We start from the raw sequence: 25,621 nt of genomic DNA, 5'->3' as shown, positions 1-25,621 counted from the left end.
TAACCTAGCAACTATTTTGGCGAGGTGATCTAAGGTTTCGTCTCGGAGGTTGCTACGGGTGGAATATCCGATGTATTCCCCCTGTTTATCTCGGTTAAATGGGGTTGAACCCCATTTAACCGAGATAAACCATTGCCACCGATGGGCAAAGTGCTACGGGGGTCAATTGAAGCCATCAGGGATCACCCACAGGTGGATTTTCCCATAGGCCATGATGATGGGTTAGCCATTATTGTGGAACTTCCACTTATTCTGTGTGCCGATCAGGTGGATTCTTTGACGAATGAAATTACCGCCTTACCGGCATTTATCCCACAGATAGCTGTTTTGGGTGTGGTGTTCTCCTTTGATGCCATCAGCACCCAAAAAAACGCTCATGGTCATCCACGAAGTGCGGGAACGATTACCAACGGAGCACTCAAAGGCAACCAATCCAGGTGACTGAGTGCGGTCAAAGGGTTCCTTTCAAGCCCAACAGACCGTTTTGCCGATCAATTTGGGGCATGGTTGGATTGAAAAACCCACCGTCAGCATCACTGATCAACTTGATGGTATACCTGATTTTCCCGGACTGCGCACCCTGATTCGAGTGGAGTCAGAACGTCAAATCTATTCGAGGCTATTGGGGAGTGGAGAACAAAGTGCATTATGTCCGTATCGGTGACTCAAGGGGAAGATGCTTCACGGATTCGTACCCCACCTAGGCGTACTTCTTTGGGCACTGGCACGCAACTTTGCCTCTGAATTTAGATCGCGACAATGGTTTTCAAAATATGGCTCAAGCCCAGAGTCGGGCTGGTTAATGCCTTAAGACACTCAAAAACCTATTTATAGCGTTTCTCATAGCTATGAGGTACACATTATTTTTGCCCTCTTCCCTCTTTCCTCTTCCCTCTTCCCTGCTCCCTGCTCCCTAAAACCCAGAGATTCGTACCTCATGGGTATAATAATTGCTATAGAATGAAATAGCCCTGCCCTTAGAGCTGATTAGTAAAGAAAATATAAAGAGAAAAAAAGTTAAGTTCAGTAGATGCTAACCTAGTTGAGGTTGAATGAATTGCGATCAATGACACGTCTGCCTCAAATTGCCACACCGACGAGAAAGCCCTATCCAAGTGATTTAAGTGATAGAGAATCGGAGGTGTTCAAACCATTACTAAGTCAATTAGTACATTTTTGTTTGGGGGATATTTCCATTGTGCAACTCTCGATGTGCGTCGTAGAGGAGAACTAAAATCCTATTTCGATCTCCCCTAATTGCTCATTCGAGTTTATACACCAACCGGCAGGGCAATTTCAACATGGTTAAAAGTAAAATCAGGTGATGAACATGGCAAGACTTGTTTTTGGGTTTCCCGAATTGAGGGGCAAATCTGGGTCAGACAAAATCATCAATATTCCAGTTTTTGAAGACCTCAGCGCTCGCATTCACCACTACCCAGTAGCAGTTATGAGTTATTTTAGTACATTTGTTCTGCAAATTTGACATGCTCCCTAGCCCTGCCCTTAGAGCTGATTAGTAAAAAAAATATAAAGAGAGAAAAAGTTAAGCTCAGTAGATGCTAACCTAGTTGAGGTTGAATGAATTTCGCTCAATGACACCTCTGCCTCAAATTGCCACACCGATGAGAAAGCCAAATCCTGATTTAAGTGATACAGAATGTTCGCTGTTGAAACCATTCAATTAGTAAATTTTTGTTTGGGGGATATTTCCATTGTGCAACTCTCGATGTGCGTCGTAGAGAACTGAAATCCTATTTCGATCTCCCCTAATTTCATTCCAGTTTATATAGCAACCGCCAGGGCAATTTCAAGATGGTAAAAAGTAAAATCAGGTGATGAACATGGCAAGACTTGTTTTTGGGTTTCCCGAATTGAGGGGCAAATCTGGGTCAGACAAAATCATCAATATTCCAGTTTCTGATGACCTCAGCGCTCGCATCGAGACTTTGGCTAAGACTCTCGGATTAACCTCTGAAATCCTTTGGATTGGAGCCTATGGCTTACTATTGGCACGCTATACGGATTGTGATAAAGCAGGGTTCGCTCTAAGCGTATCGAATTCAGATGTGGAAATAAATGGCTTAATACAAGAGTTGCCCTTGGGGCTGCATCCAAAATCAGAATATACGGTAGAAAAGTATTTAAAAGAAATTCCCGAGGCGATTGGTCATTTTAAAAATATAGGAAAAAATATAAAAGCAAGTCGTCAGGTAAGCGAAACAGGAGATACAATAGACACATTATTGGTATTAAGTGAAACTCCTTTGGAGAGAGAATTGACCCTCAAGTCCCTGTTCGGAACAGACAGAGACTTAAAGGATGGCAATAAGGATGGCAATTATGTGTTGACCCTCGCTATCAGCAAAAATGAAAATGAAGAACGATGGCTGCAAGTTATTTACGATGAATCACGCTTCGATCGGCCTTCCATTGTAGCTTTCCTTGACAGTTACCAATGGCTGCTAGAACAAGTCATAGCCGATGCGAGCCAAAGCCTCCAATCCTTAGAATTGTTGCGTCCCGAGGAATATCAGCGCCTGGTGGTAGATTGGAATCAGACCGCCGTTGATTTTCCGAGCGATCGCAGTATTCTCGCCTTGTTTGCAGAACGGGTGACAATTGCCCCGGGGAACATTGCCGTCGAACAAGGAGAGCGTTCCCTCTCTTACGCAAAACTGAATCGCTTGGCAGCCAGGATGGCAGAGATTTTGCGAGGCAAAGGGCTGCAACCAGGAGATATCGTCGTCGTGCATTTGCCCCGCGAGCCAGAGTGGATTGCGACCCTGTTAGGGATTTGGAAGTTGGGGGGCGTATATTTGCCAGTGGATGCAGCCGTTCCCGCAAAACGGTTGAGCTTTATCTTGGAGAACTCGCGAGCTAAGCTGTTAGTGACCCGACGGGAGAGTGTGGGAGTGGCTTTCCTTCCCCCCGAACGGGTTGTGGTCTGGGAGGATGAAGATTTATCTGCCAAGGAGGAATCTTTCCCTTCGGTAGAGAATCATTACCCCACTGAAGAGGCAACACCCGCCTGCATTATCTATACTTCTGGTTCCACAGGACAGCCAAAAGGGGTGGTTCTGACCCACGGTTCTATTCACAATTTTGTATCTTGGTGCCATCGCCGATTGGAGCTAACTCCTAGTGATCGCGGGACGCAAGTTGCCGGGTTAGGATTCGATCTCACAATTATGGAGGTGTGGAGTTATCTGACAGTGGGAGGAACCATTTGTCTGCCGGAGTTTGAGATTCCCGCTCCTGCCGAACAATTCCGGGATTGGGTGATCGCACGCAAAATTACCACTATTACCTTTTTAGTCACCCCCTTAGCCGAAGAACTTCTTAAAGTGACATGGCCCCCCTATTCGAGCGTGCGGTTGATGACTACTGCAGGAGATCGCCTGAAACTGCGACCGCCTGCGAATTTGCCTTTTACCTTCTTCAACGGTTACGGTCCAGCGGAAAATACGGTGTATTCCACTTTTAGCACGGTTGCCCCCCAAGGAGAAGAGGCTAAAGGATTGCCCGCTATTGGCCGTCCCATAGCCAACGTTCAAGCCTACATTCTCGATCGCCAGCAACGCCCCCTCCCCATCGGCGTTACTGGAGAGCTTTATCTGGGGGGCAAAAATCTCGCCCGAGGCTATTTAAACCGTCCCGACTTGACTGAAGAGCGATTTGTATCCAATCCGTTTGCGGAGTACCCTTCGCGGCTCTATCGCACGGGGGATTTGGCTCGGTATTTACCTAACGGAGAGATTGATTTTATCGGTCGGCGGGATTATCAAGTGCAAATTCGGGGATTACGGGTGGAACTCGGGGAGATTGAAACCGCTATTGAAGAAAGTGTTGCTGATGTTGAAAAAGCGATCGTCATCCTTCGCAACCCCGAGAATAATCCCAAACTGGCGGCGTATCTCACGGCTAAGGGAAATCTACCTGCGGCAGCTCTCCGCCGCGAGATTCGAGATGCTTTAGCAGCTCGGTTGCCCCGACAAATGGTGCCCTCTACTCTGACGGTGCTTGAGTCTTTTCCTTTGAATGCTAATGGCAAGATCGACCGCAAAGCTCTACCGGAACCGGAACGGGAAAGAGAACTAACAGCGCCGCGCAATTCCATTGAGGAACGCCTTTGTCGCATTTGGGGGGAGATTCTGGAATTAGAGCAGGTGGGCATCCAAGAAGACTTTTTTGCCCTAGGGGGAGATTCATTGCAAGCCGTGCGAATCCTCTCCAGGCTTCGTAATGAGGGAATTTACCTGACAATCCTGGATTTTTTGGCAGCGCCGCAGATATCGGAGATCGTTGCTGGCATTGAAGAGCAAAAGGAGCATAAAAATCCTGAAATTAGCTTAGGGGCTTCCGAGGATCGTGCATCAGTTCTCACCTCAGAAATTGAAATAGAGACATCCTCCGAAGAACAACGGACTTGGTTGCAGGAAAAACTGGCAAAGGCAAAGGATGCTTATCCTCTATCATCTTTACAACACGGAATCTTATTTCATACTCTCCACCAACCAGAAGAATGGATTTATCTGCTTCAAATCGGGTTAATCATCGATGGTGAATTAGATACTGCCCTTCTCCAAACAGCATTTGAGAGGGTCGTGATGCGACACCCCATATTACGAACCTCATTCCATTGGGAAGGGCTGCGTCAACCTATTCAGATTGTCGAATCCGAGGGACGTCTTCCTTGGGCTAATTTAGACTGGAGTGGGGCATCGGCGGAAGTGCGATCGCAACAATGGGCAAATTTACTCCTCGAAGACCGCGCCCGAGGCTTTGATTTAACCGAAGCACCACTACTGCGAGTGACTCTCATTCGCTATGGGGAAAACTGCCATCATTTGCTCTTCACCCACATGCACCTGTTGATGGCTGAATGGGAGATTTTTCTCATCTTCGATGAAGTTTTTCGCATCTATAAAATGGGACAGCAAGGGCTAATTTACCAAGTCCCAGAACCCAGACTATTTGGGGACTTTATCAAGAATTTAGATTCCTTCGACTCAAAGTCAGCCGCAGCATTTTGGCAGGAGAGACTGCAGGGATACGAACCCAGTTCCTTATCCTTTGGCTTTCCCCAAGAAGATGCCCGAGCTGGAGGGCATCAAAAGATTGATTTGCGACTATCTCAACCCCTGAGCAAGCAGTTAGTGCATTTTGCCCGTACTCAGAGAGTAACCGTAAATACAGTCTTGACGGCTGCCTTTGGAATCTTGCTGGGGCGCTATCTCGATCGCGAAGATGTGGTTTTTGGCCTGACTTTATCCGGTCGCGCTCAACTTCCCCCAGGGATGGAAGCAACCCTCGGGCTGTTTATCAATACCCTACCCCTTCGATTGCATCCCGCTGCAGAGTTTTCAGTGGGAGAATTCCTGAAAGAGACTCGGGATGCCGTCTTTGCCCTGAATGAGTACGAACAGAGTTCCTTGGTAGACGTGCATCGCTGGAGTGGTACGGAAAACCTGTTTGACGCTATTTTGGTGTTTGATGAAGAATCTCTAGATCGCCATTTGAATTCTCGGGTGGAAGGTCTGTTTTTCCGAGAGTTTGAGATTCACGAACGTTCTAACTATGCTTTGACTCTGGCAATTATCAAAGATGAAGAGCTGCTGGTACAGGCTATTTACGACGAGTCCCGCTTCGATGGAGCTTCGATTACCGCTTTTCTCGACAGTTATCAATGGTTGGTAGAACAGTTAATTGCCGATGCCAACCAAACCCTAAAACCTATACAAGTGTTGCGTTCCAAAGACTATAAACGCTTGGTTGTAGATTGGAATCAGAGGACGGTTGAGTTTCCTTGGAATGGCAGTATTCTCGCCTCATTTGCACAAAGAGTTACCCTTGCCCCCAAGAAAATTGCCATCGAACAAGGAGAGCGCTCCTTATCTTATGCCCAATTGAATCATTTGGCAGCCCGGATGGCAGATGTGTTGCGAGGGAAAGGACTGCAACCGGGAGAGATAGTGGTTGTACATTTGCCGCGATCTCCCGAGTGGATTGCCACACTATTGGGGATTTGGAAAGTAGGAGGAGTCTATTTACCTGTCGATGCAGCGATTCCCCCAGAACGGTTGCGCTTTATTTTAGAAGATTCCCGCGCTCAACTGTTGGTGAGTCAAGGGAACGGTGTCGGAGTGACTTTCCTTGCCCCGGAAAGGGTTGTGGTTTGGGAGGATGAAGACTTAGTCCCAACAGACGAATCTTCTTCATTGGAGAAGGATTATTCCACCTCAGAGGAAAAGCCCGCCTGTATCATCTATACTTCAGGTTCGACAGGACAGCCAAAAGGCGTGGTTCTGACCCACGGTTCCCTACACAATTTTGTCTCTTGGTTTTGTCGCCAACTGGAACTGACCCCAAGGGATCGCGGCACGCAAGTGGCAGGGTTGGGATTTGATGCCACAATTATGGAAGTATGGACTTATCTAGCAGTGGGGGGAACCATTTGCCTGCCGGACTTTGAGATTCCCGCCCCGGCTGAAGAATTCCGGGATTGGGTGATAGAGCGCCAAATTACCACCATTACCTTTTTAGTCACCCCCTTAGCCGAAGAACTGCTAAAATTGACATGGCCTCCCCATTCAGACTTGCGCCTGATGACTACTGGAGGCGATCGCTTGAAACTGCGACCCCCTCGGGATCTGCCCTTTACCCTTTTCAACGGTTACGGTCCGACGGAAAATACAGTGTATTCCACCTTTGGTCAAGTTGCCCCCCGAGGGGAAGAAGCCCAAGGATTGCCCTCCATTGGCTGTCCCATAGCCAACGTTCAAACCTACATTCTCGATCGCCAGCAACGTCCCCTCCCCATCGGCGTGGCCGGAGAACTTTATCTGGGGGGCAAAAATATCGCCCGAAGCTATTTAAACCGTCCCGACCTGACCCAAGAGCGATTTGTGTCCAATCCCTTTACGGAGTCCCCAGCGCGGCTCTATCGTACTGGAGATTTGGCTCGGTATTTCCCCAACGGAGAGATTGATTTTATTGGTCGGCGGGATTATCAGGTGCAAATTCGGGGATTGCGGGTGGAGACCGGGGAAATTGAAACCGCCATTGAAGAGAGTGTTGCCGAAGTTGAAAAAGCGATTGTGGTTCTGCGCGGTAGCAAGGGAAATCCCCACCTGGCAGCCTATCTCACCGCCAAAGGCAATCTCCCCCCTGAAGCCCTCCGCCGCCAGATCCGAGACTCCTTAGCCCCCCGGTTACCCCGACAAATGCTGCCCGCTACCCTAACGATTCTTGAGGCTTTTCCCTTAAATGCCAATGGCAAGATCGATCGCAAAGCCTTACCAGAACCGGAACGGGAAAGAGAACTGACAGCCCCCCGTAATGCCATTGAAGAACAGATTTGTCACATTTGGGAGGATATTCTGGAATTGGAGCAGGTGGGCATCCAAGAAGACTTTTTTGCCCTGGGGGGACATTCCCTCCACGCCACCCGCCTGCTGTCACGATTGTGCGATGCCTTCGAGATTGAAATGTCCTTGCCCGATATCTTTGAAGCTCAAACCATCGGCGAACTGGCACATTTCATCGAACAACGCCAAGGGAAATCGCGATCGATCTGGCAATTGCGTCCTGCCCGCCGCCAGGCAGGGGATGCTTTACCCCTATCCTATGCTCAACAACGGCTTTGGTTTTTGGATGCCCTCAATCCAGAGAGTTCTGCCTATAATGTTGTAGCTCATTTCTATCTCCAGGGAGACTTAAATATTGCCGCCTTGAAAGCCGCCCTCAATGACCTGGTGCAGCGTCACGAAATCCTGCGGGCGCGGTTTGATGCCAAAGGAGGAGAACCCTTCCAAGTCATCGAAACCCATCGCCCGGTTTTCTTAGAGGAACTCTCCCTTCCCCCCGGAGAAGAATTTTTCAGCTTCACCCGCACCCTCCTCGAAGCAGAGGCATTGCGTAAAGTAAACTTAAGGGAAGATTGCCTCGCCCGCTTTTTGTTGTTGGATGGTTTATCAGGGACGCGGGCATTGATCCTCAGTATTCACCACATTGTTTTTGATGGTTGGTCCTTGGGGGTATTTCTGGAGGAATTGAGTCTGGCTTATGGGGCTCGTTGTGGCGATCGCCCCCCCACTTTCCCTCCCCTCCCAATTCAATATCCGGATTTTGCCATTGCCCAGAAACAATGGATGTCAGATTTCCTTGAGGCCCAGCAGCTTCCCTATTGGCTGGAGCAACTGGCAGATTTACCCCCCTTGGGCTTGCCCTTCGATCGCCCTCGTGCCTTCCCTCCCGGGTTTCGCGGTCGCTGCGAGAAATTGCCTATTTCCCCAGAGTTAACCACAAAGCTCGAAGCCTTATGTCGGCAGGAGAATATCACCCTCTTCATGGGGCTTTTAGCTAGCTATTACATTCTCCTCTATCGCTATTGCAACCAAGAAGATATTGCCATCGCCTCCCCCATTGCCAATCGCAACGCCCAAGAAATTGAAGGCATGATTGGCTTTTTTGTCAATACCTTAGTCCTGCGCTGCAAAATTTCGGGAGACTTATCCTGCCGGGATTTGCTACAACAGGTGCGACAGATGACTCTTGAGGCTTACCAGTATCAGGATTTGCCCTTCGATCGCCTCGTAGAAGTATTGCAGCCCGATCGCAGCAGTATTTGCAACCCCCTCGTGCAAACAGTGTTCGCCCTGCAAAACGCACCGACCGCCCCGTTGCAACTCCTCAACTTGCCACCAGCGCCAACCTGCTTTGAAGCATTTACGACCCGGTTCGACCTCGAATTTCATCTTTGGCGAGTTGATGGAGGCATCAGCAGCGAAATTATCTACAATCCCGACTTGTTCGACCCAGAGACTATTCAACGATTGCTGCGCCATTATCATCGTATTCTCGAAGCAATCGTTCAAGATGTCGAACGCCCTGTTGTCGGTATTCCTCTGCTGGAGGATAGCGAGAAAACTGAGATTTTACGCTTGGGTCGCGGACCTCGGGTCTCGGTGACCACATCGGTGCATAAACTCTTTGAAGAGCGAGTGGGGCAATATCCCGATAAAATCGCTGTCATTGACAATGGGGGGGAAACACTCTCCTATCAGGACTTGAACGAACGAGCAAATCGCTGGGCTTGGGCATTGCGCGATTGCGGCATTCAACCAGGACAAGCCATAGCCATTTGCATTCCCCGCCAAGCCGACCTGATTATCGCTTTACTGGCCATTCTCAAAACCGGTAGCTTCTATGTAGCCCTCGATCCTGCTAATCCCAAAGAGCGCAATGCTTTTATTCTGGAAACCGTAGGAGCGAGCGTGATTTTAACCACCACTCAAACCCGAGAAGAGATCGCCTTGGATGGGTATGAGATTCTCGTCCTTGATGATCCAGAATTCTCCCGAGCCGCCCTAGAGCAAAGCCGTGAAAATATAGATATTGCTAGCACCCCGGAGGAACTGTGTTATGTGGCTTTTACCTCCGGGTCTACTGGCCAGCCCAAAGGAGTCAGCATTCCCCATCGGGGAGTAGTCCGTTTGGCCATAGAACCCAACTACCTTCGCCTCGATCCCTCAGAACGAATGCTCGGTTTTGCCCCTTTAGCCTTTGATGCCTCCACCTTGGAGATTTGGGGAACATTGCTGAATGGGGCGACCCTCATCCTCGCACCCCCAGGACAGCCCTCCTTAGCAGAACTGGGGCGGTGGATTCGAGAACAAAAAGTGACCACCGCTTGGTTCACCGCCGGACTCTTTCATCTCTTTATGAAAGAGCGACCTGAAGACCTGCGCCACCTGCGCCAACTGCTGGCGGGGGGGGATGTTCTCCAACCCGCCGCTGTCAATCGCGCTCTCAAGCAAAACCCCGAAGGGGTCGTGATTAATGGCTACGGACCCACCGAGAATACTACTTTTACCTGCTGTCATGTGATGCAGTATCCCGAGGAGTATCAGGAGAAAGTTCCAATTGGCAAAGCTATTAATGGGACTCAGCTTTATATTTTGGATGAGGCTTTAGCCTTGGTTCCTTTAGGTGCCGTGGGAGAACTGTATGTAGCAGGAGATGGCTTAGCTCGGGATTATTGGGGCCGTCCCGAGCTGACGAGCGATCGCTTCCGTCGGGATCGCTTTTCGACCTTGCCCGAGGCCAAGATGTACCGGACGGGAGATTTAGTGCGGATGGGTCCCGACGGCACCGTTGAATTTATCGGTCGCGGGGATGATATGATCAAAATCCGAGGATTTCGGATCGAACCGAAGGAAATCGAACGAGTTTTATCGAATCATCCTGCTGTGGCGGAAACGGTGGTTTTAACCGCTCCCATTGGAGGAGAAAAACGACTGGTGAGTTATATTGTTCCTCAAGAAGCTAGCCCAGAGAGATCCTCGGGCAATCGCGAGCAAGTGGAACAATGGTCTCGCACCTTTGACGAACTCATCTACCGAGATATCGACCAAGCCCGAGATGGAAAATTTAACACGGCGGGGTGGATGAACAGTTATACCGGAGAGCGGATTGCCGATGAAGAGATGGCAGTTTGGGTGCAGAACCGAGTCGATCGCATTGCCGCACATCATCCCCGTCGCATCGTGGAATTGGGATGTGGGACCGGTTTGCTCCTGCTGCGCTTGGCTCGGGATGCGAAACACTACATCGGCACCGATATTTCTCGTTCTGCCCTTTCCCGCCTCCAACAGGAAATTGAGATTTCGGGAGATTATGGTGAGGTGGAGTTATTGCAACAACCAGCTCACGAATTTGGCAAGATTGCATCTTTCGATTTCGGCATTCTCAACTCGACTGTACAGTACTTCCCCAGTCTGGCCTACTTAGAGGAGGTCTTGCAAGAGGCATTCAGCCGCATGGAGAAGGGCGGTTGCTTCTTTCTCGGGGATCTGCGGAGTTTGCCCCTGCTGCCCCTGTTTCATCTCTCAGTGCAAACGGCCCGTGCCCCGGAACATCTCTCCATCAGGGAGTTGGCGGATCGCGCCCGTCGAGCCTTAGAAGAAGAGCCAGAATTAGCCATCGATCCCGCCTTCTTTTTTCACCTGCAACAGCGCTTTCCTCGCATTAGCTCAGTGCGGATCGAACCCCAACGGGGTCGAATTCACAACGAATTAAACCGATTTCGCTATGATGTCTTTCTCTATTTAGATGGAGTCCGACCCATTCCCCTAGACTGGCTGGATTGGAATGCCCAAGTTGGGAAAGTTGGGATCGAAGCAGTGCGCCATCGTCTCGAACAGGAACGACCGGAACGCATTGCCTATTGTCGCATCCCCAACGCCAGACTGATGGGAGAGGAAACTTTGCAAAGGATGTTGGAAAGCGGCGATCACTCTCTTTCTGTAGGACAATTGCGAGAGAGAGCCAAAGTAGCAGGAGGGATCGATCCAGAAGATTTAATCGAACTGGGAGAAAATGCGGGCTATCGAGTAGAACTCTCCTGTGGCAACTCCAACTGGGCAACCACTCTGGATGTTTGTTTTATCCGCAGGGATTGTGCTTATGTCCCGATCGCTTTTCCCGAACCGATGGCAGATGCTTCTTCCCAAGAAGTATGGGGCAACACTCCGGGTTGGAAACAGCGAACCACAGAACTGCGGAAAACTTTGCGCCAGTATTTGGAACAGTCTCTCCCTTCTTATATGATTCCGACAGAATGGGTCTTTCTTCGGTCTTTTCCCCTCAACGATCGTGGCAAGATCGATCGCCAGTCTCTTACCAAACACCTTCCTCAAACCCCACTCTCAGCCCCCACCCCATCATTCTTGCCCGGAAACGAACTGGAACAACGCATTAGCGCCATCTGGCGAGAAATCCTCCAACAGGATCGTTTTGGGATTGACGACAACTTTTTTGAAGTAGGGGGTCACTCCCTCTTAGTCATTCAGGTCTGCGATCGCCTCAGCAAAGCCCTCAAATGGGATGTGACTCCCGTAGAAATGTTCCAACATCCCACCATTCACAAAATGGCAACCTATTTGGCTGCGGGAAAGAATGGCCAGGGGGGAGAGTCTTCCAAGTCCGTCCCTCTCCGAGGAAGCGAGTCCCCCTCGCAAACAGACGAGGCTATTGCGATTGTCGGTATGGCCGGTCGTTTCCCCGGGGCAGAAGATATTGATTCCTTCTGGGAAAACCTGAAAAATGGCGTTGAGAGCATTGTTTCTTTCAGCAATGAAGAACTGCGACAATTTGGCGTGCCTGAGTCATCCCTGAGCCATCCCGATTATCTCAAGACCCGAGGGCGGCTGAAGTCGGCCTTTGAATTCGATGCCGACTTTTTTGGCTATAGCCCCCGGGAAGCGGAATTTATGGATCCCCAGCATCGGATTTTCCTCGAATGTGTCTACACGGCCCTCGAAGATGCTGGCTACGATCCTCACCGCTATCCAGGTAGCATTGGTATCTACGGCGGCACCGGAGATACCACCTACCTTCATTACATTCTTGGTCATGCGGAAGACGTTCCCGCAACAGCCCGAGAAACCCAAGTTTTCTTTGGCAATTACCGGGACTTTATGGTGACCAAGACTGCTTATAAACTCAACTTCCGAGGACCTGCAATTGCGGTGCAAACTGCCTGTTCTACCTCGTTGGTCTCCGTCATCCTCGCATCTCAAGCGCTCTTAGCTGGTCAAGGAGACCTCATGGTTGCTGGCGGTTGTTCCATCCGCATTCCCCACGGTTCTCAGTACCAACCCGGAGGAGTTCTTTCCCCGGATGGAGCTTGTCGAGCCTTCGATCGCCAAGCCCAAGGAACAGTCATGGGAGATGGTTGTGCCATTGTCGTTCTAAAGCGCCTATCAGAGGCATTAGCAGAGGGCGATCACATTTATGGAGTCATCCGAGGATTCGGCCTCAATAACGATGGTCAAGACAAAATGGGCTATACCGCCCCAGGAGTGACGGGACAAACTGCGGCTATTGCAGCGGCCCAAGCAATGGCGGGAGGGAATGTTGAAGATATCACCTATATTGAAACTCACGGTACCGGAACCCCATTAGGAGACCCCATTGAGATTACAGCCTTAACAGCAGCCTTTCGACAACAAACCCAACGGAAACATTTTTGCGCCTTGGGTGCAGTGAAAACCAATATCGGTCATCTCGACGCAGCAGCCGGGGCGGCGGGATTGATCAAGACCTTATTGGCCCTCAAACACGCAGAGATTCCTCCCAGTTTGCATTTTCAGGACCCCAACCCCAAGATTGATTTTGCTAACAGTCCCTTCTTTGTTCAGAGCCGACTCGGTCCCTGGCGGCGAGGTGATCGCCCACGCCGTGCCGGAGTGAGTTCTTTTGGGATTGGGGGAACAAATGCTCATCTCATCGTCGAAGAAGCTCCCTCCCGCCCTGTTGACGCTACTTTTATCCGTCCTTATCAGTTGCTGCCTTTTTCCGCTCGAACTCCCGAAGCATTAAGGCAAACTTGCCAAAACGTGGTGACTTATCTCCAGCAACATCCAGAATCTTCTCTCGCCGATGCGGCTTTGACGCTGCAAGTGGGTCGAGGGGAGTTTGCTCACCGTAGCTTTCTCGTCTGCAAAACTGCTGCCGAATTGGCTGCTTGGCAGGAAGCCAAAGCTGTAGAAGTCGAGAGCGATCGCTCTCCATCCCTTGCCTTTTTGTTCCCCGGCCAGGGCAGTCAATATATGGGCATGGGCTGGGATTTATATGAAAATGAACCTGTGTTTCGCACGGCTCTAGAGAAATGTCGGGACTTGGTGCGATCGCAGTTTGACTGGGATTTATTGGCTTTGCTCTATCCCGACAAGATAGATTCTTCCTCCTCGGGCAACCCAGCAGGGCAATTGAGGCAAACCCGTTTCGCTCAACCAGCCCTCTTCGCGTTCGAATACGCCCTCAACCAATTGCTGGAGGCTTGGGGCATTCGCCCGGCGGCTTTCTTGGGTCACAGTATTGGTGAGATTGTCGCGGCTCACTTGGCTGGGGTTTTTGACTTGCCCGATGCTTTGGAATTGACCGTGGCCCGAGGGGAACTGATGGCAAAAATGCCTCCTGGGGCAATGCTTTCCCTGGACGCAACGGAAGAGGAGGCCCGGGAGTTCCTGCAACAAGGACAGTATCAAAGATTAGTCGCGATTGCGGCTTTAAATGCTCCCAATGTCACTGTCCTCTCCGGCACTTGCGAAGCTATCGACCAACTGCAACAACAGTGGGAAAGCCAAGGACGCATCTGTCGTATTTTGCAGACCTCCCATGCTTTTCATTCTCCGATGATGGAGGGGTGTTTGCCCGAATTTCGAAATCGTCTGAACCAAATCAGATTTAATCGACCCCACCTCCCATTTATCTCTAATATTACTGGAGATTGGGCAGACCCCGAAACGGTTTGCTTGCCGGACTATTGGCTGCGCCATCTGCGGGAGCCCGTGCGCTATGCCGATGGAGTGAGCAAATTATTGAGCGATCGCGATCGCATTCTTTTAGAGGTAGGACCCGGGAACGTACTTTCTACTCTTGCCGCCCGTCAATTGTCCTCGCGCAACTCCCAAGAATTGGCACGATTGTTAACTACTTTAAGACACCCCCGGGAAACTGCAAACGATTTACAAAAGCTGTTGCAAACTCTGGGGAGCTTGTGGCAGTTGGGGGTTGCTATCGATTGGAAGGCTTTCGGACACGAGCAGCCTTGTCGCCGCATGTCCCTCCCTACCTATCCTTTCGAGCGTCGTTCTCACCTCTTCCTTCCTCGTTCCCCGCTCGACTCTTCTAAATCTTCCTCTCATGAACCTTCTACACCGGATTCTCCCCTGGAAACCCTAGTTCCTCTCGCTAAAAAACCGGATATTGCAGATTGGTTCTATGTTCCTCGTTGGGAGTCCCGGCCTTTATCCGAAGGAGAAGTATTGCCTTTGGGCAACTGTTGGCTCTGGGCGAATGACACGGAATTCAGTCGCGCGATCGCGGCTACCATCGCCGATCGTTACGGCAGTTCGGGGGGGGTTTGCCTCATCCTGCTAGCTGGGGAAGAATTTGAACAGCTAGACTCACGAACTTTTCGTTTTCGCCCCAGTGTCGGAGAAGACTTCGATCGCTTGCTCGGGGAAACATCTTCCCCTCCTACCCACATTGTCTATCTGCGGGGATTTACTCCGAGCCTTGAGTATCATCATCGTGCCGACGAATACTACCAAGACTTATTGTTTTTAGTCCAAGCTTTGGGACGGCTGCCTCTAGAACGGCAATTTGCCCTGACCATCCCTACTAACTACCAACATATCGTGGAACAGGGAGAATTCCTCTGTCCGGAAAAAGCCGCCCTCCTGGGACCCGGCCTAGTCATCCCGGTGGAATATCCTAATATTCGCTGTCAAAACCTTGATTGGGCAACAGATGTCCTGCCCCTAGACTTCCTCTTCGCAGAAATGGGACGCTGGCATCCAGAAGATCGGGTTGTTGCCTATCGCAGCGATCGTCGTTGGGTGCGGCAATTCGTTCCCCAAGGGGTTAATCCCCTCGATACCCCTGGCATTCCTGTTAAACCTAAAGGGGTCTATTTGATTACTGGCGGTTTGGGGGGTGTCGGCCTTCATATTGCTCGACACCTCATCGGAGACTATGGGGCCAAAGTAGCTCTGACTGGACGTTCGTTTTTCCCAGAGCAAAAAGACTGGGAAGCATACCTGAGTGATCGCATTCGGGGGAATCTCGCGGACTGGAAACACTCCCTAACCGAGGAAGAGGCAGAATTTTACCGCAGTTCCGGCATTCAAGGCATCCGAGAACGTTGCGATATCTATGATGGCTTAATGCAAATGTCCCTTTCTTGTGCCTATCACTACCTCAAACAAGCATGGCAGGGCGATCGCAATCCCGCCAGTCGAGAAGAATGGCGGCAAATTTTACGGATACAACCCCAATTTCAGCGCTTTTTTGAGTTTATGCTCCGCTTGTTGAGCCAGCAGGAATTATTATCCTTCCAAGGCGATTGCCCCCAACTGGCCGAGGCCGAATCCCTACCGACACCGGATGTTATCAAAGAGCAACTCAGTCAGAAATTTCCTGAATTTCGTGGTCAATTCCGACTCTTGCACCATTGTTATGAGCATTACGGGCCTGCCTTAGCAGGAGATATTCCTGCCATCGGTGTTATATATCCAGAAGGACGGGGTGATTTTCTCCGTCAATGTATGGCAGACACAGAAGAATACAGCTTTGAGCGGATTTATCGACAGTTAATCCCCCAACTCCTGCCCAGGCTGCAACCCACCGCCCCCGGACGCACCTTCCGCATTCTTGAAATTGGCGCGGGCAATGGTTTGCTCACTTGGGAACTCGTCCCTCACTGTCAAGGGCAAAATATAGAGTATCACTTTACAGATATTGGCAACAATTTTGTCCTGGAAGCCCAAGAACATGCCCGCCAAAAGGGGTTTGAGTTTATGAAATTTGCCGTCCTCGACATTTCTCGGGACGGACGGGAACAAGGCTTTAACTATGAATCCTTCGATCTGATCCTGGGTTTAAACGTCGTCCACGCCACACCCCGCATTGATGAAACATTATTTCATCTCCAGAATTTACTGGCCCCGAAAGGAATACTCGCTTTAATTGAATCCCCCCGATCGGAACCTTGGATCGATCTCGTTTGGGGACTAGCAGAAGGGTGGTGGTATTTTCAAGATCAGCGCGATCTCGGAACCGGTTCCCCCCTCCTGTCTCTAGAAGACTGGGAAATGGCATATTCTCGTCAAGGTTTGCAGGGCATTCAAAGTTATCCCCGGGATACCCAAAGGCGAGAGACTACAGATATCGGCCTCGTCCTCGGACAAAAACAAGCTGCCAGCGATCGCAGCACCCATTGGTTGGCAGAACTCAGTCCAGACGAACTGTTGAAAAATCGTATTCGCCGATTGCAGACTTGGCGAGAGGCGGGAGCCGAGGTGAAGGTTTATCAAGCCGATATCACCGATGAAGCCCGGATGCAGGAGGTGATTCAAGATATCCAAGAGCGCTACGGCCCCATCAATGGGATTATCCACGCTGCCTTTATCCTGCAAGATGGGATGATGCAGTTCAAAACCCCGGAGAGTGCCAAAGCGGTCATGGCACCGAAAATTGAGGGGGCTTACATTTTGGATCGCCTCCTGGCTGATCATCCTCCTGATTTTGTTGTTCATTGCTCCTCTTTAGCTTCTGTAGTCGGTCTCTACGCTCAATCTGATTACTGTGCCGCTAATGCCTTTTTAGATGCTTGGGCGACACAAAAAACCGCCGAAGGGCTTCCTTCTCTTGCTATCAACTGGGGGATGTGGCGCACTACAGGGGCTGCCATGCAAATGGTGATGAAAAAAGCCATTAACAAGACTGCTACTCGTTGGGTAGATCTGCCTTTATTTGACTACTGCTTTGATACAGAAACTGGCCAGTCCATTTATGCCAGTTGTTTCACTCCCGATAAAGATTGGGTGGTGGGAGAACATCGCCTGCACGACGTTGCTACTTTACCAGGTACCGCATTATTGGAAATGGCTCGCTCTGCTTGCGAACATTATGGCAATTGGCCGCAACTGGAATTATATGACGTGTATTTCTTCGAGTTGCTGACGGTTGCGGCTGGCGGGGAAACTTTTGTCCGCACGATTTTAACCCGTCCGCAAGAGCAAGGAGAGGTTTTGACTTTTGCTATTGAAAGCCTGATTTTCAATGAGGGTCAATCCCAGTGGAAAAAACACGCCGTTGGTCGAGCTCGTCCTTTATTAGGAGAACCAGGGGCGATATCCATTGCCCCCCTACGTGATACTTGTACTCAAACCCTTGAAGTGGACCTCAAAACTGGGCCTGTTGTCTTAGGCGATCGCTGGCAACAATCGCTTCAATCAGTCAGTTCGGGAGAAGGGGAAGCCCTAGGGGAATTTGACCTGCCAGAATCTTTCCGTGGGGATCTAGCAGAATATAAGCTCCATCCGGCTCTACTGGATTTAGCCACTGGATTTGCCCTTGGGGACGGGCCCCTCTATCTGCCATACCGCTATGGCAGCGTGCGGGTTTGGAGATCGCTCCCGGCCAAATTTTACTGCCATGCTCGCTTCCGTAGCAATACCACCTCGGGAGAACCGGATTTGTCCTATGACTTTACCCTGTTCGATGAGACTGGGACGGAACTTGCTAACATTAGGGAATATCGCTTGCAACCTGTTAGCGTTGAGGAATCCACCTCCCCAGAAGTAACATTACCCCTTCAGGTTCGAGCCCGAGCCTACTACCCCACTGGGACAGAAAAAGCATTTGCCGCGATCACCCTCGTCGGTACGGCGACGGCAAACCAAAACGAAATTTGCTGCGGGGATGCAGTGGTCGCCTTTATCCCCCAACCGGAACCGTCGGCTTCAATGGTTGCTCCCTTCCTAGAACCTGTCCTGTTTCCCCTTCATTGCCAACTCGATTGCGAGATCGCCACCGCCTATTTACCCGATTATCTACTCGCAGTTTATACCCTCAACTACTTAACCTCATGGCATCCCGGTCAAAATTTACTGGTTTGGGGAGTTGATTGCGGTTGGGGTCGAGCTGTCTTAGGTGTTGCTAACGAACTGGCAGCACAACGGGGCGGACGGATTTTTGTGCTGCATGAGAATGGGGAGCGGACAATGGCTGAAGATTTAGCCAACGTCCAATTTCTACCCTCCGAGGCCCTCTCCCATGCCCCCGCCATCCGCGAGCAAACAACCGACGGTCGCGGCATCAATGTCTTGCTCTTGTTGCGATCGCTTCCCAAAGACAAAGAACAGTTGCTCCCTGGAATCCTCGCCCCTTACGGCTCTCTCCTTTTGGGCGTTGATGTGACTGCACCAACCCTCACGGCGGCAGAATTTTTATCCCAGCGATCCTTAACCTTAGCAAGAATCCGACTCGACTTAGAATTTCCCCATTTCAACACCTTGTATGAGGAAGCAGTGACGGCACTGGGAGTTGCCCGAGGACTGCTCTCCCCACCGCTTTTGCCCTTAGAACGGGACAGGGAAGCGATGGATAAAGTGCGCCTCCGTCAAAGAACCGTCGTCCTCTCAGCAGATGCACCTGAAATTCAACCCCTTGACTCCAAGCAGCATACCGTCATGGATGTTTTGGGCATTTCCGGGCTTTATCCAGAATTAGAGGAAGGGATGCAGGCCAGTGAAGGGGTTGAAGCATTCTTACGAGTGCTAGAACGAGGTTTTTCCCAAGTTGTTGTTTCGACCCAAGACCTGCTTGAATTAATCCGTCACAACCGTACCGATCACATCCTCAAACACAAGCAGGTGGCTTTGGGACTGATGAAAGCGGACAGTTTGGATATTACACCCACAGTTGCGGCAACGGATGTCTTAGAGCAAACCCTACTGGAAATTTGGCATGATGTACTCGGGGTGGAAAATATTCGCCTCCAAGATAGTTTCTTTGCTCTCAATGGGGATTCTCTGTTGGCCATCAAGATGATTTCCCAAGTCCGCGAACGTTTAGGAGCCGACTTAACCCCCAATGTTTTGTTTGAAAATCCCACCATTGAAAATCTCGTCCAGTTGCTCCGCCAGCGAGCAAAGAAAACTGACCCTTCCTCTTCCTCTTCCCCTTTAAGTCTCTTGCGTCCGAGCGATCACGGCATTCCCACTTTCTTTATTCATCCCATTGGCGGTACCAGTTTCTGCTATGCCCCTCTAGCTCGTCACTGGCCACTTGATGGTGCATTCTATGCCTTTGAGTCCCTCGGTTTGGAAGGGGATACTCCTCCCCTAACCCAGGTTGAAGAGATGGCTCGAGCCTATATTGAGGAAATCCAACGGGTTCGACCCCATGGCCCCTATCGGCTGGGAGGATGGTCTCTCGGGGGCCTGATTTCCTTTGAAATTGCTCGCCAATTGCAGGCTAGGGGGGAAGAAATCGAGTCTTTGATCCTCATCGATAGTACGGCCCCCACTACGGTACGCCAAATTCCAACAGAGGTACGCCAAACTCCAACAGAGTATAGTACAATGGATAGCAATCTGCTGGGATCCCTATTGGCCGATTTAGGCGGCCTGAAGGGTCAAGGGTTTGCAGACCGGGACTTATTGTCCCATCTCAAAGCTGCAACGGCTTCGGAACAAGAGTTATTGGATGCCGCCTTGAAACAAGCTCGGGATATGCAAATTCTCTCCCCCGATGTGGATAGGGATCGCCTCGAACGCTTATTCCGGGTCTTTCAGGGCAACCATACTGCCTTATTGGATTATTCCTGTCCAGAACCGTTGCAGTCTGAGAGTACCCGAGCGATCGCCTTCTTCGCCCGAGAGCGGGATTCCCAAGTCGTCACCACAGAAGTAACCAATTGGCAACAAGCATTGCCCAATAATCTAGAGGTGCATTTAATGCCAGCCGATCATTACTCGATTCTCCAAGGACAAAACCGCGAACAGTTGCTTGCTCGTTTATCACAATGGGTTCAGGAGGAATCCCTCGATCCTTGACGAAGACCGAAGAATTCATCCCAATACAATGTCACGAATAGTCTCCCGTTAGACCCAAAGAGTTAACGGGAGAGGAGTAACTTAGTTGACAGTTTACGGCACAACACGCTACTCTATGTATGTTGTCAACGTTAGTCAGGTGACCAAGTATCTTAAACCTAGAGAAGCCTCTGAGTTACTAGGCGTTAACGTCAGGACGTTAGCGAGATGGGAAAACGCCGGAATTATCCAAGCAATTAAAACACCATCAGGACAACGGAGATATGATGTAGAATCCTATACTCTTGGCTTCAGAGTCAAAAAACAAACAGTGCTTTATTGTCGAGTTTCTAGTCATGCTCAGAAGCCAGATTTAAACAGGCAAGTGGCCCAATTGCAAGCTTTATACTCAGAAGCCAGAACTATAAAATTATTAAAGGTGAAGTCAGTCCAGTAGTTGTTGCTCATAAAGATAGGCTGGCTCGATTTGGTTTTGATTTGTTTAACTGGGTTTGTGAACAAAATAACTGTGAGTTGATTGTTCTCAATGAAATGAAAAGGAACTTTCACCACCAGAAGAAATGGTAGAAGATGTGCGACGTGAATTCGTGCGGTTAGTGGAATCCATTCCACAAGAACTGAGGAGCCGTCTCCTCCAGGAAATCCTTTCTTCCTGTTCCCATGTAAAAGAGTCCTAGACTCCGCCGGTGTCAAAAGTAAGTAATGAAATGGCATAGAGCAAGGCACAAAAGCCAAACATACTTCCAGCCTAAGGAGATATAAAGGCAAGGGAAAGTTCCAAAAGGGTTAACGAAAGTGAATCTCCCCAAGCTCCGTTATCCATTAAAGTGTGAAATAAGGCTGATACACTCTAACCAAAAGGTGAGCAGAACGGTAATTAGATATCTTCGCTAATTACGAAAGGAGAACATCACCCTAAGATTTACAATTTGCTTAATATGAAAAACTACCTTTTCCTTCAAAAATACGACTTTTTAACCCGTTTTATTAACCTAACATTTGTCAATATCCTTTCTGGGATTATGGTTCCCTTAGCAACTCTGGTTAGCACAATTTTTCTCGGACACCTTGCAGAGATACAATATCTCACTGGAGTTGCTTTAGCAGGAGAAATTATCAATTTATTTTATGGCTTGTTTATCTCTTTACGGATGAGTGCTACGGCATTAACAGCAATTGCAGTGGGACAAAACGATCGCGAGGCAGTATTGCTGAGTGGATTACGACATGGGTTACTCGCTTTAGTCATTGGCTTGGCGATCGTTCTCTTCCAATACCCTTTAGGAAAATTAGGTTTTGGGTTGCTCAGTGCAGATCCAGATACCCTAACTTCGGCTCTTGACTATTTTAATGCCAGAATTTGGAGTGCTCCGGCTACCTTACTTCGATTTATCATTATGGGCTGGCTCCTCGGGCAGGAAAAAGTAACCAGTGTTTTAATTATATCAGTTGTGGGCAATGCACTCAACATTATTTTTGATTATTTCTTCATTGTTCGTTGGGGATATGGCAGTACAGGAGCCGGAATTTCCTTTGCAATCAGTGAATATATAACCGTGTTTATCGGGGGGATCTTTGTTTGTTTAGACCTGAAATGGTCAGAATTTAAAATGGTGATTGGTAAAGTGTTTTACTTCTCCACTTTTAAATCGACTCTGGCTTTAAATAGCAATTTATTAGGCGCTAATATTGTTTTATTTTTTGTCTTTGGCTTGTTTTCCTATCTTGGAGTCGGGATGGGTAAAATAACCTATGCCGAAAATGCTTTAATCCTCCAATTGGTTACCCTCAATCTCTTTCTAGCTGATGCATTAAAACTGAGTTTGGAAACCGTGGGTGGAACATTTAAGGGTCAGGGACAAAATAGTAAATTGGTTCCCCTTTTATGGATTGCTTTAGGCACGGGTATTATTATTAGTATTCTTTTTTCAATAACCTCGGTTCTATTTCCTCAAACTGTATTTGGTCTGTTCACAAACCATAGTGAAATCACCCATAACATTTACATTTATGTTCCTTGGTTAATTGTGATATTAATTGCCAGCACAGTCGCTTATATTTTAATGGGGCATTTTATTGTTTTGGAAGCGGGCAATTTTGTTCTAAATTCCTCTATCATTGCTGCAGTATTTGGTTTTTTACCTACGATCCTTGTTATGTTTTGGTTTTATAATAATCATATCCTATTGTTAGCTCTATCTTTATTTTTTATCCTGCGTATTATCATTCTTGCATTTCATATACCGACTACTTCAGGGGGCGACAAGAGGTCTACAAAAGTTGCTGTATAAGCTTTATAGCCTTCAATACCCTCTGATAAAATGTCTGACTTCAGGGAGCGACAAGCCAGGGCTATTTCATTCTAAAAAGTTGCTTAAGCGTGCAGGGTAATCGCATCTTAGTTGAGTTATGAAATTACCATACCCTGGTCTAAAATTTGACTGTACAATTGAGATTGTTCTCTCAGAAAAGTTTTAGGCTCTGGTTTATGTGTACCAGTACTAAGTAGCTAAGGGTAGAAAAGCTCATGTATGTAACACATTATGAAAGAGCTAACTTGGAGGGAAATCTGAATCGTTCTGCCTGATATCCACCAACCTCAGCTCTAGCATTGACGCCATCAGAAGTTTTGAATGTTAAGAAAAACCAGATAAAAACAGCACAAAATATGGTAGATGGTGAACTAAGTATTAAAACCTATTTAATTAATCATGATTATCAATTCATTTCCTAAGATTGTCAAAGATATTCTCAGAGGGCTACCCAAAAATGATTACCCTGTTTTGAACAGCCGTCTTTTTGTTGAATGTTGGTTAGCTTACGCTCTCGATAATAGCTTAACGAGTATGCGAGATTTATTTAAAAGATTAAACAATACAGGAGTTAACGTAAATATTTCCACATTTTCCAAGGCTAATACACATAGAAGTCAAGAAGTATTCCAAAAAATTTATAATCAGTCTCTTGATGCAGTCGCTCATGGGGGAAACCACGGTAGTTGCTCATGGCGCATGGGTCTGTGTGCGGAACCTGCGTCCGCACCGCTGTTTGCCCCGTGGGAACCACGGCAGTCGCTCATGGCGCATGGGTCTGTGTACGGAACCTGCGTCCGCACCGCTGTTTGCCCCGTGGAAACCACGGCAGTCGCTCATGGGGGAAACCCCCAAGACCGCGCTGCCTCCCCAAGACCGCGCTGCCTCCCCAAGACCGCACTGCCTCCCCAAGACCGCGCTGCATCGCTTAAATAAATTAGTCCAGAATAAACCTAAGAAAAAGTTACATAAGAAATACGCAATTTGTCCAATTGACTCAACAGTTATTACCAGGGCTATTTCATTCTAATTGAGGAACTGATCTGATCTTGAAGTCGTCTGTGATAGGGTACTTCAGATGTCTCAACCTGCCATTGTCCCAGCCAAAGCTGACCTACCAGATAGTCGGCGCACCCCATAGGCAGCGCCATAGCCAAGCCCACCCCATTATTCACCCTGGCGGTGGCGGCGGGCAATCGAGGGTTTCTTGCCATTGGGGATTGGTTGAAAGCCGATCACGATCAATTGGTTGCTTTATTTTCGCCTCCCTAAAGCTTACCGTCCTACAGCACGATTCGACGGACGTTGCTACGGGTGGAATATCCAATGTATTCCCCCTGTTGATCTCGGTTAAATGGGGTTCAACCCGGAGACGAAACCTTAGAATAAGGCAGCCTTTATGGTTGGGAGGCTTGGCTGAAATGGTTAAAACTTTGAGGGGCGACCCATGGCGAATTTAATTACGGGTCAAGGGCGCCTCCATGATTAAGGCTGCCTTATTCTTGCGGTAACTTCTGACCCTGCCAGGATTAACCATTGCCACCGATGGGCAAAGTGCTACGGGGGTCAATTGAAGCCATCAGGGATCACCCACAGGTGGATTCTGATCCCGCCATGATGATCCCTTAGCCATTATTGTGGAACTTCGACTGATTTTGTGTCCCGATCAGGTGGATTCTTTGACGAATGAAATTACCGCCTTACCGGCATTTATCCCACAGATGGCTGTTTTGGGTGTGGTGTTCGCCTTTGATGCCATCAGCAAAAAAAACGGTAATGGTCATCCACGAAGCGCGGGAACGATTACCAACGGAGCACTCAAAGGCAACCAATCCAGGTGACTGAGTGCCGTCAAAGGGTTCCTTTCAAGCCCAACAGATCAATTTGGGGCATGGTCGGATTGAAAAACCCACCGTCAGCATCACTGATCAACTTGATGGTATGCCTGATTTTCCCGGACTGAGCACCCTGATTCGAGTGGAGTCAGAACGTCAAATCGGGCAAATGTGATTGAAGTTTCCCAAGAAACTCGCTACTATGTTGCCTCATTTATCGGCGTTGCTCAATCTTGGAATGCTTAACCAGAAATGGGGATTTTTTGAAACTTTAAATAATAAATAAGAAGCCTGATTGAAAACTTCAACATCTCTTCAGATTTAGAGTAGCAGAGAGTGCGTCGATGTAGTCTGGCTAAATAATGTCTCAATCTTGTATTTTCATTTTATATTCTCGTCCTCACGGGGTGACAAGGAGACTGAAACGCAGAGATGGTAAGAAGTTGAGCCAACGATGCCAAAAAATAATAGAGTTGTCTAGTGGACAACTCTAAAAGCAAAATGTTTCCTGGCCTTTCGGCCACGCTACGCGAACAATTGTACCAAAAAGTCTTCCAGATTCACCAAGCGTGAAAGTCAATATTTAACACTTCAATTGCTAATCATGCTGTTGCAAAGTTATCGAGATGTGAGCCTATCCCGTATAGCTGAACTGTTTCCACAACCGATTGAATATAAAAGTCGAGTGCGAAATCTACAGAGGTTTTTAAACTTGCCCCAATTGAGTGCTAAAATGTTATGGTTTCCTATTATTAAACAATTGTTCAAAAAATAATTTCGCCAAAAACCCAAGAATCGAGCCCAAAGAAGACGGGCGAATAAACTGAAATTAGTGCATGAATGATATCTACTATTAATCATAGATATAACGCAATGGAAATCGATAAATTTAATTGTGTTAAGTTTGGTGTGGAGTGGTCATGCTATCCCAGTTTATTGGGAAATGCTCGGAAAGAAAGGAAGTAGTAGCTTGGGAAAACAGAAAAGGTTTATGGCTCCAGTATTACGCCTACTACGCCCTTATCCAATTGTTGTGATAGGAGACAGATAATTTCAAAGT

The 25,621-nt window shown here is 48.6% G+C and carries 10 protein-coding genes and 2 pseudogenes; 9 read left to right on the top strand and 3 right to left on the bottom strand.

Going from position 1 to position 25,621, the window contains the following annotated elements:
* Positions 1–29 precede the first annotated feature (29 nt).
* On the bottom strand, positions 30–176 hold the full coding sequence (locus F6J90_RS34565; RefSeq protein ID WP_293104481.1) for a hypothetical protein: 147 nt from the start codon (positions 174–176) through the stop codon (positions 30–32).
* Positions 177–192: 16 nt separating this feature from the next.
* Between F6J90_RS34565 and F6J90_RS34560 the strand changes: the two genes are divergently transcribed.
* The 7 genes and pseudogenes from F6J90_RS34560 to F6J90_RS34530 form a co-directional block, all read left to right on the top strand.
* On the top strand, positions 193–441 hold the full coding sequence (locus F6J90_RS34560) for a hypothetical protein (RefSeq protein ID WP_293104478.1): 249 nt from the start codon (positions 193–195) through the stop codon (positions 439–441).
* 4 nt (positions 442–445) lie between these two features.
* The gene (locus F6J90_RS34555; RefSeq protein ID WP_293104476.1) at positions 446–664 is read left to right on the top strand and encodes a hypothetical protein; all 219 of its coding nucleotides are present in this window, start codon (positions 446–448) and stop codon (positions 662–664) included.
* 666 nt (positions 665–1,330) lie between these two features.
* Positions 1,331–1,486, top strand: coding sequence for a hypothetical protein (locus F6J90_RS34550; RefSeq protein WP_293104473.1), 156 nt, complete (start codon positions 1,331–1,333; stop codon positions 1,484–1,486).
* 358 nt (positions 1,487–1,844) lie between these two features.
* Positions 1,845–20,414 (top strand): non-ribosomal peptide synthetase/type I polyketide synthase, encoded by an 18,570-nt coding sequence (locus tag F6J90_RS34545; protein ID WP_293104471.1) that lies wholly within the window; start codon positions 1,845–1,847, stop codon positions 20,412–20,414.
* A gap of 85 nt (positions 20,415–20,499) precedes the next feature.
* Positions 20,500–20,850, top strand: coding sequence for a MerR family DNA-binding transcriptional regulator (locus F6J90_RS34540; protein WP_293104468.1), 351 nt, complete (start codon positions 20,500–20,502; stop codon positions 20,848–20,850).
* A gap of 502 nt (positions 20,851–21,352) precedes the next feature.
* Entirely contained in the window at positions 21,353–22,705 is a 1,353-nt protein-coding gene (locus tag F6J90_RS34535) for an MATE family efflux transporter (protein WP_293104465.1), read from the top strand.
* A gap of 420 nt (positions 22,706–23,125) precedes the next feature.
* A pseudogene (locus F6J90_RS34530) lies at positions 23,126–23,389 on the top strand (IS4 family transposase); the annotation flags it as partial.
* 353 nt (positions 23,390–23,742) lie between these two features.
* On the opposite strand, the gene F6J90_RS34525 reads toward F6J90_RS34530, so the two are convergent.
* Positions 23,743–23,940: a hypothetical protein gene (locus F6J90_RS34525; RefSeq protein WP_293104462.1), complete on the bottom strand. Its 198-nt coding sequence runs from the start codon at positions 23,938–23,940 to the stop codon at positions 23,743–23,745.
* 423 nt (positions 23,941–24,363) lie between these two features.
* Between F6J90_RS34525 and F6J90_RS34520 the strand changes: the two genes are divergently transcribed.
* Both F6J90_RS34520 and F6J90_RS34515 read left to right on the top strand, forming a co-directional pair.
* The gene (locus F6J90_RS34520) at positions 24,364–24,567 is read left to right on the top strand and encodes a hypothetical protein (protein WP_293104460.1); all 204 of its coding nucleotides are present in this window, start codon (positions 24,364–24,366) and stop codon (positions 24,565–24,567) included.
* 4 nt (positions 24,568–24,571) lie between these two features.
* Positions 24,572–24,736, top strand: a complete 165-nt coding sequence (locus F6J90_RS34515; RefSeq protein ID WP_293104457.1) for a hypothetical protein — start codon at positions 24,572–24,574, stop codon at positions 24,734–24,736.
* Between the two features lie 67 nt (positions 24,737–24,803).
* Here F6J90_RS34515 and F6J90_RS34510 read toward each other — a convergent pair.
* A pseudogene (locus F6J90_RS34510) lies at positions 24,804–24,959 on the bottom strand (IS1 family transposase); the annotation flags it as partial.
* Between the last annotated feature and the right edge of the window lie 662 nt (positions 24,960–25,621).

It is taken from the genome of Moorena sp. SIOASIH (assembly GCF_010671925.1).
Classification (GTDB): Bacteria; Cyanobacteriota; Cyanobacteriia; order Cyanobacteriales; family Coleofasciculaceae; genus Moorena.
Note: the sequence above shows the minus strand (reverse complement) of the source record. Positions and strands in the feature narration are given on the sequence as shown.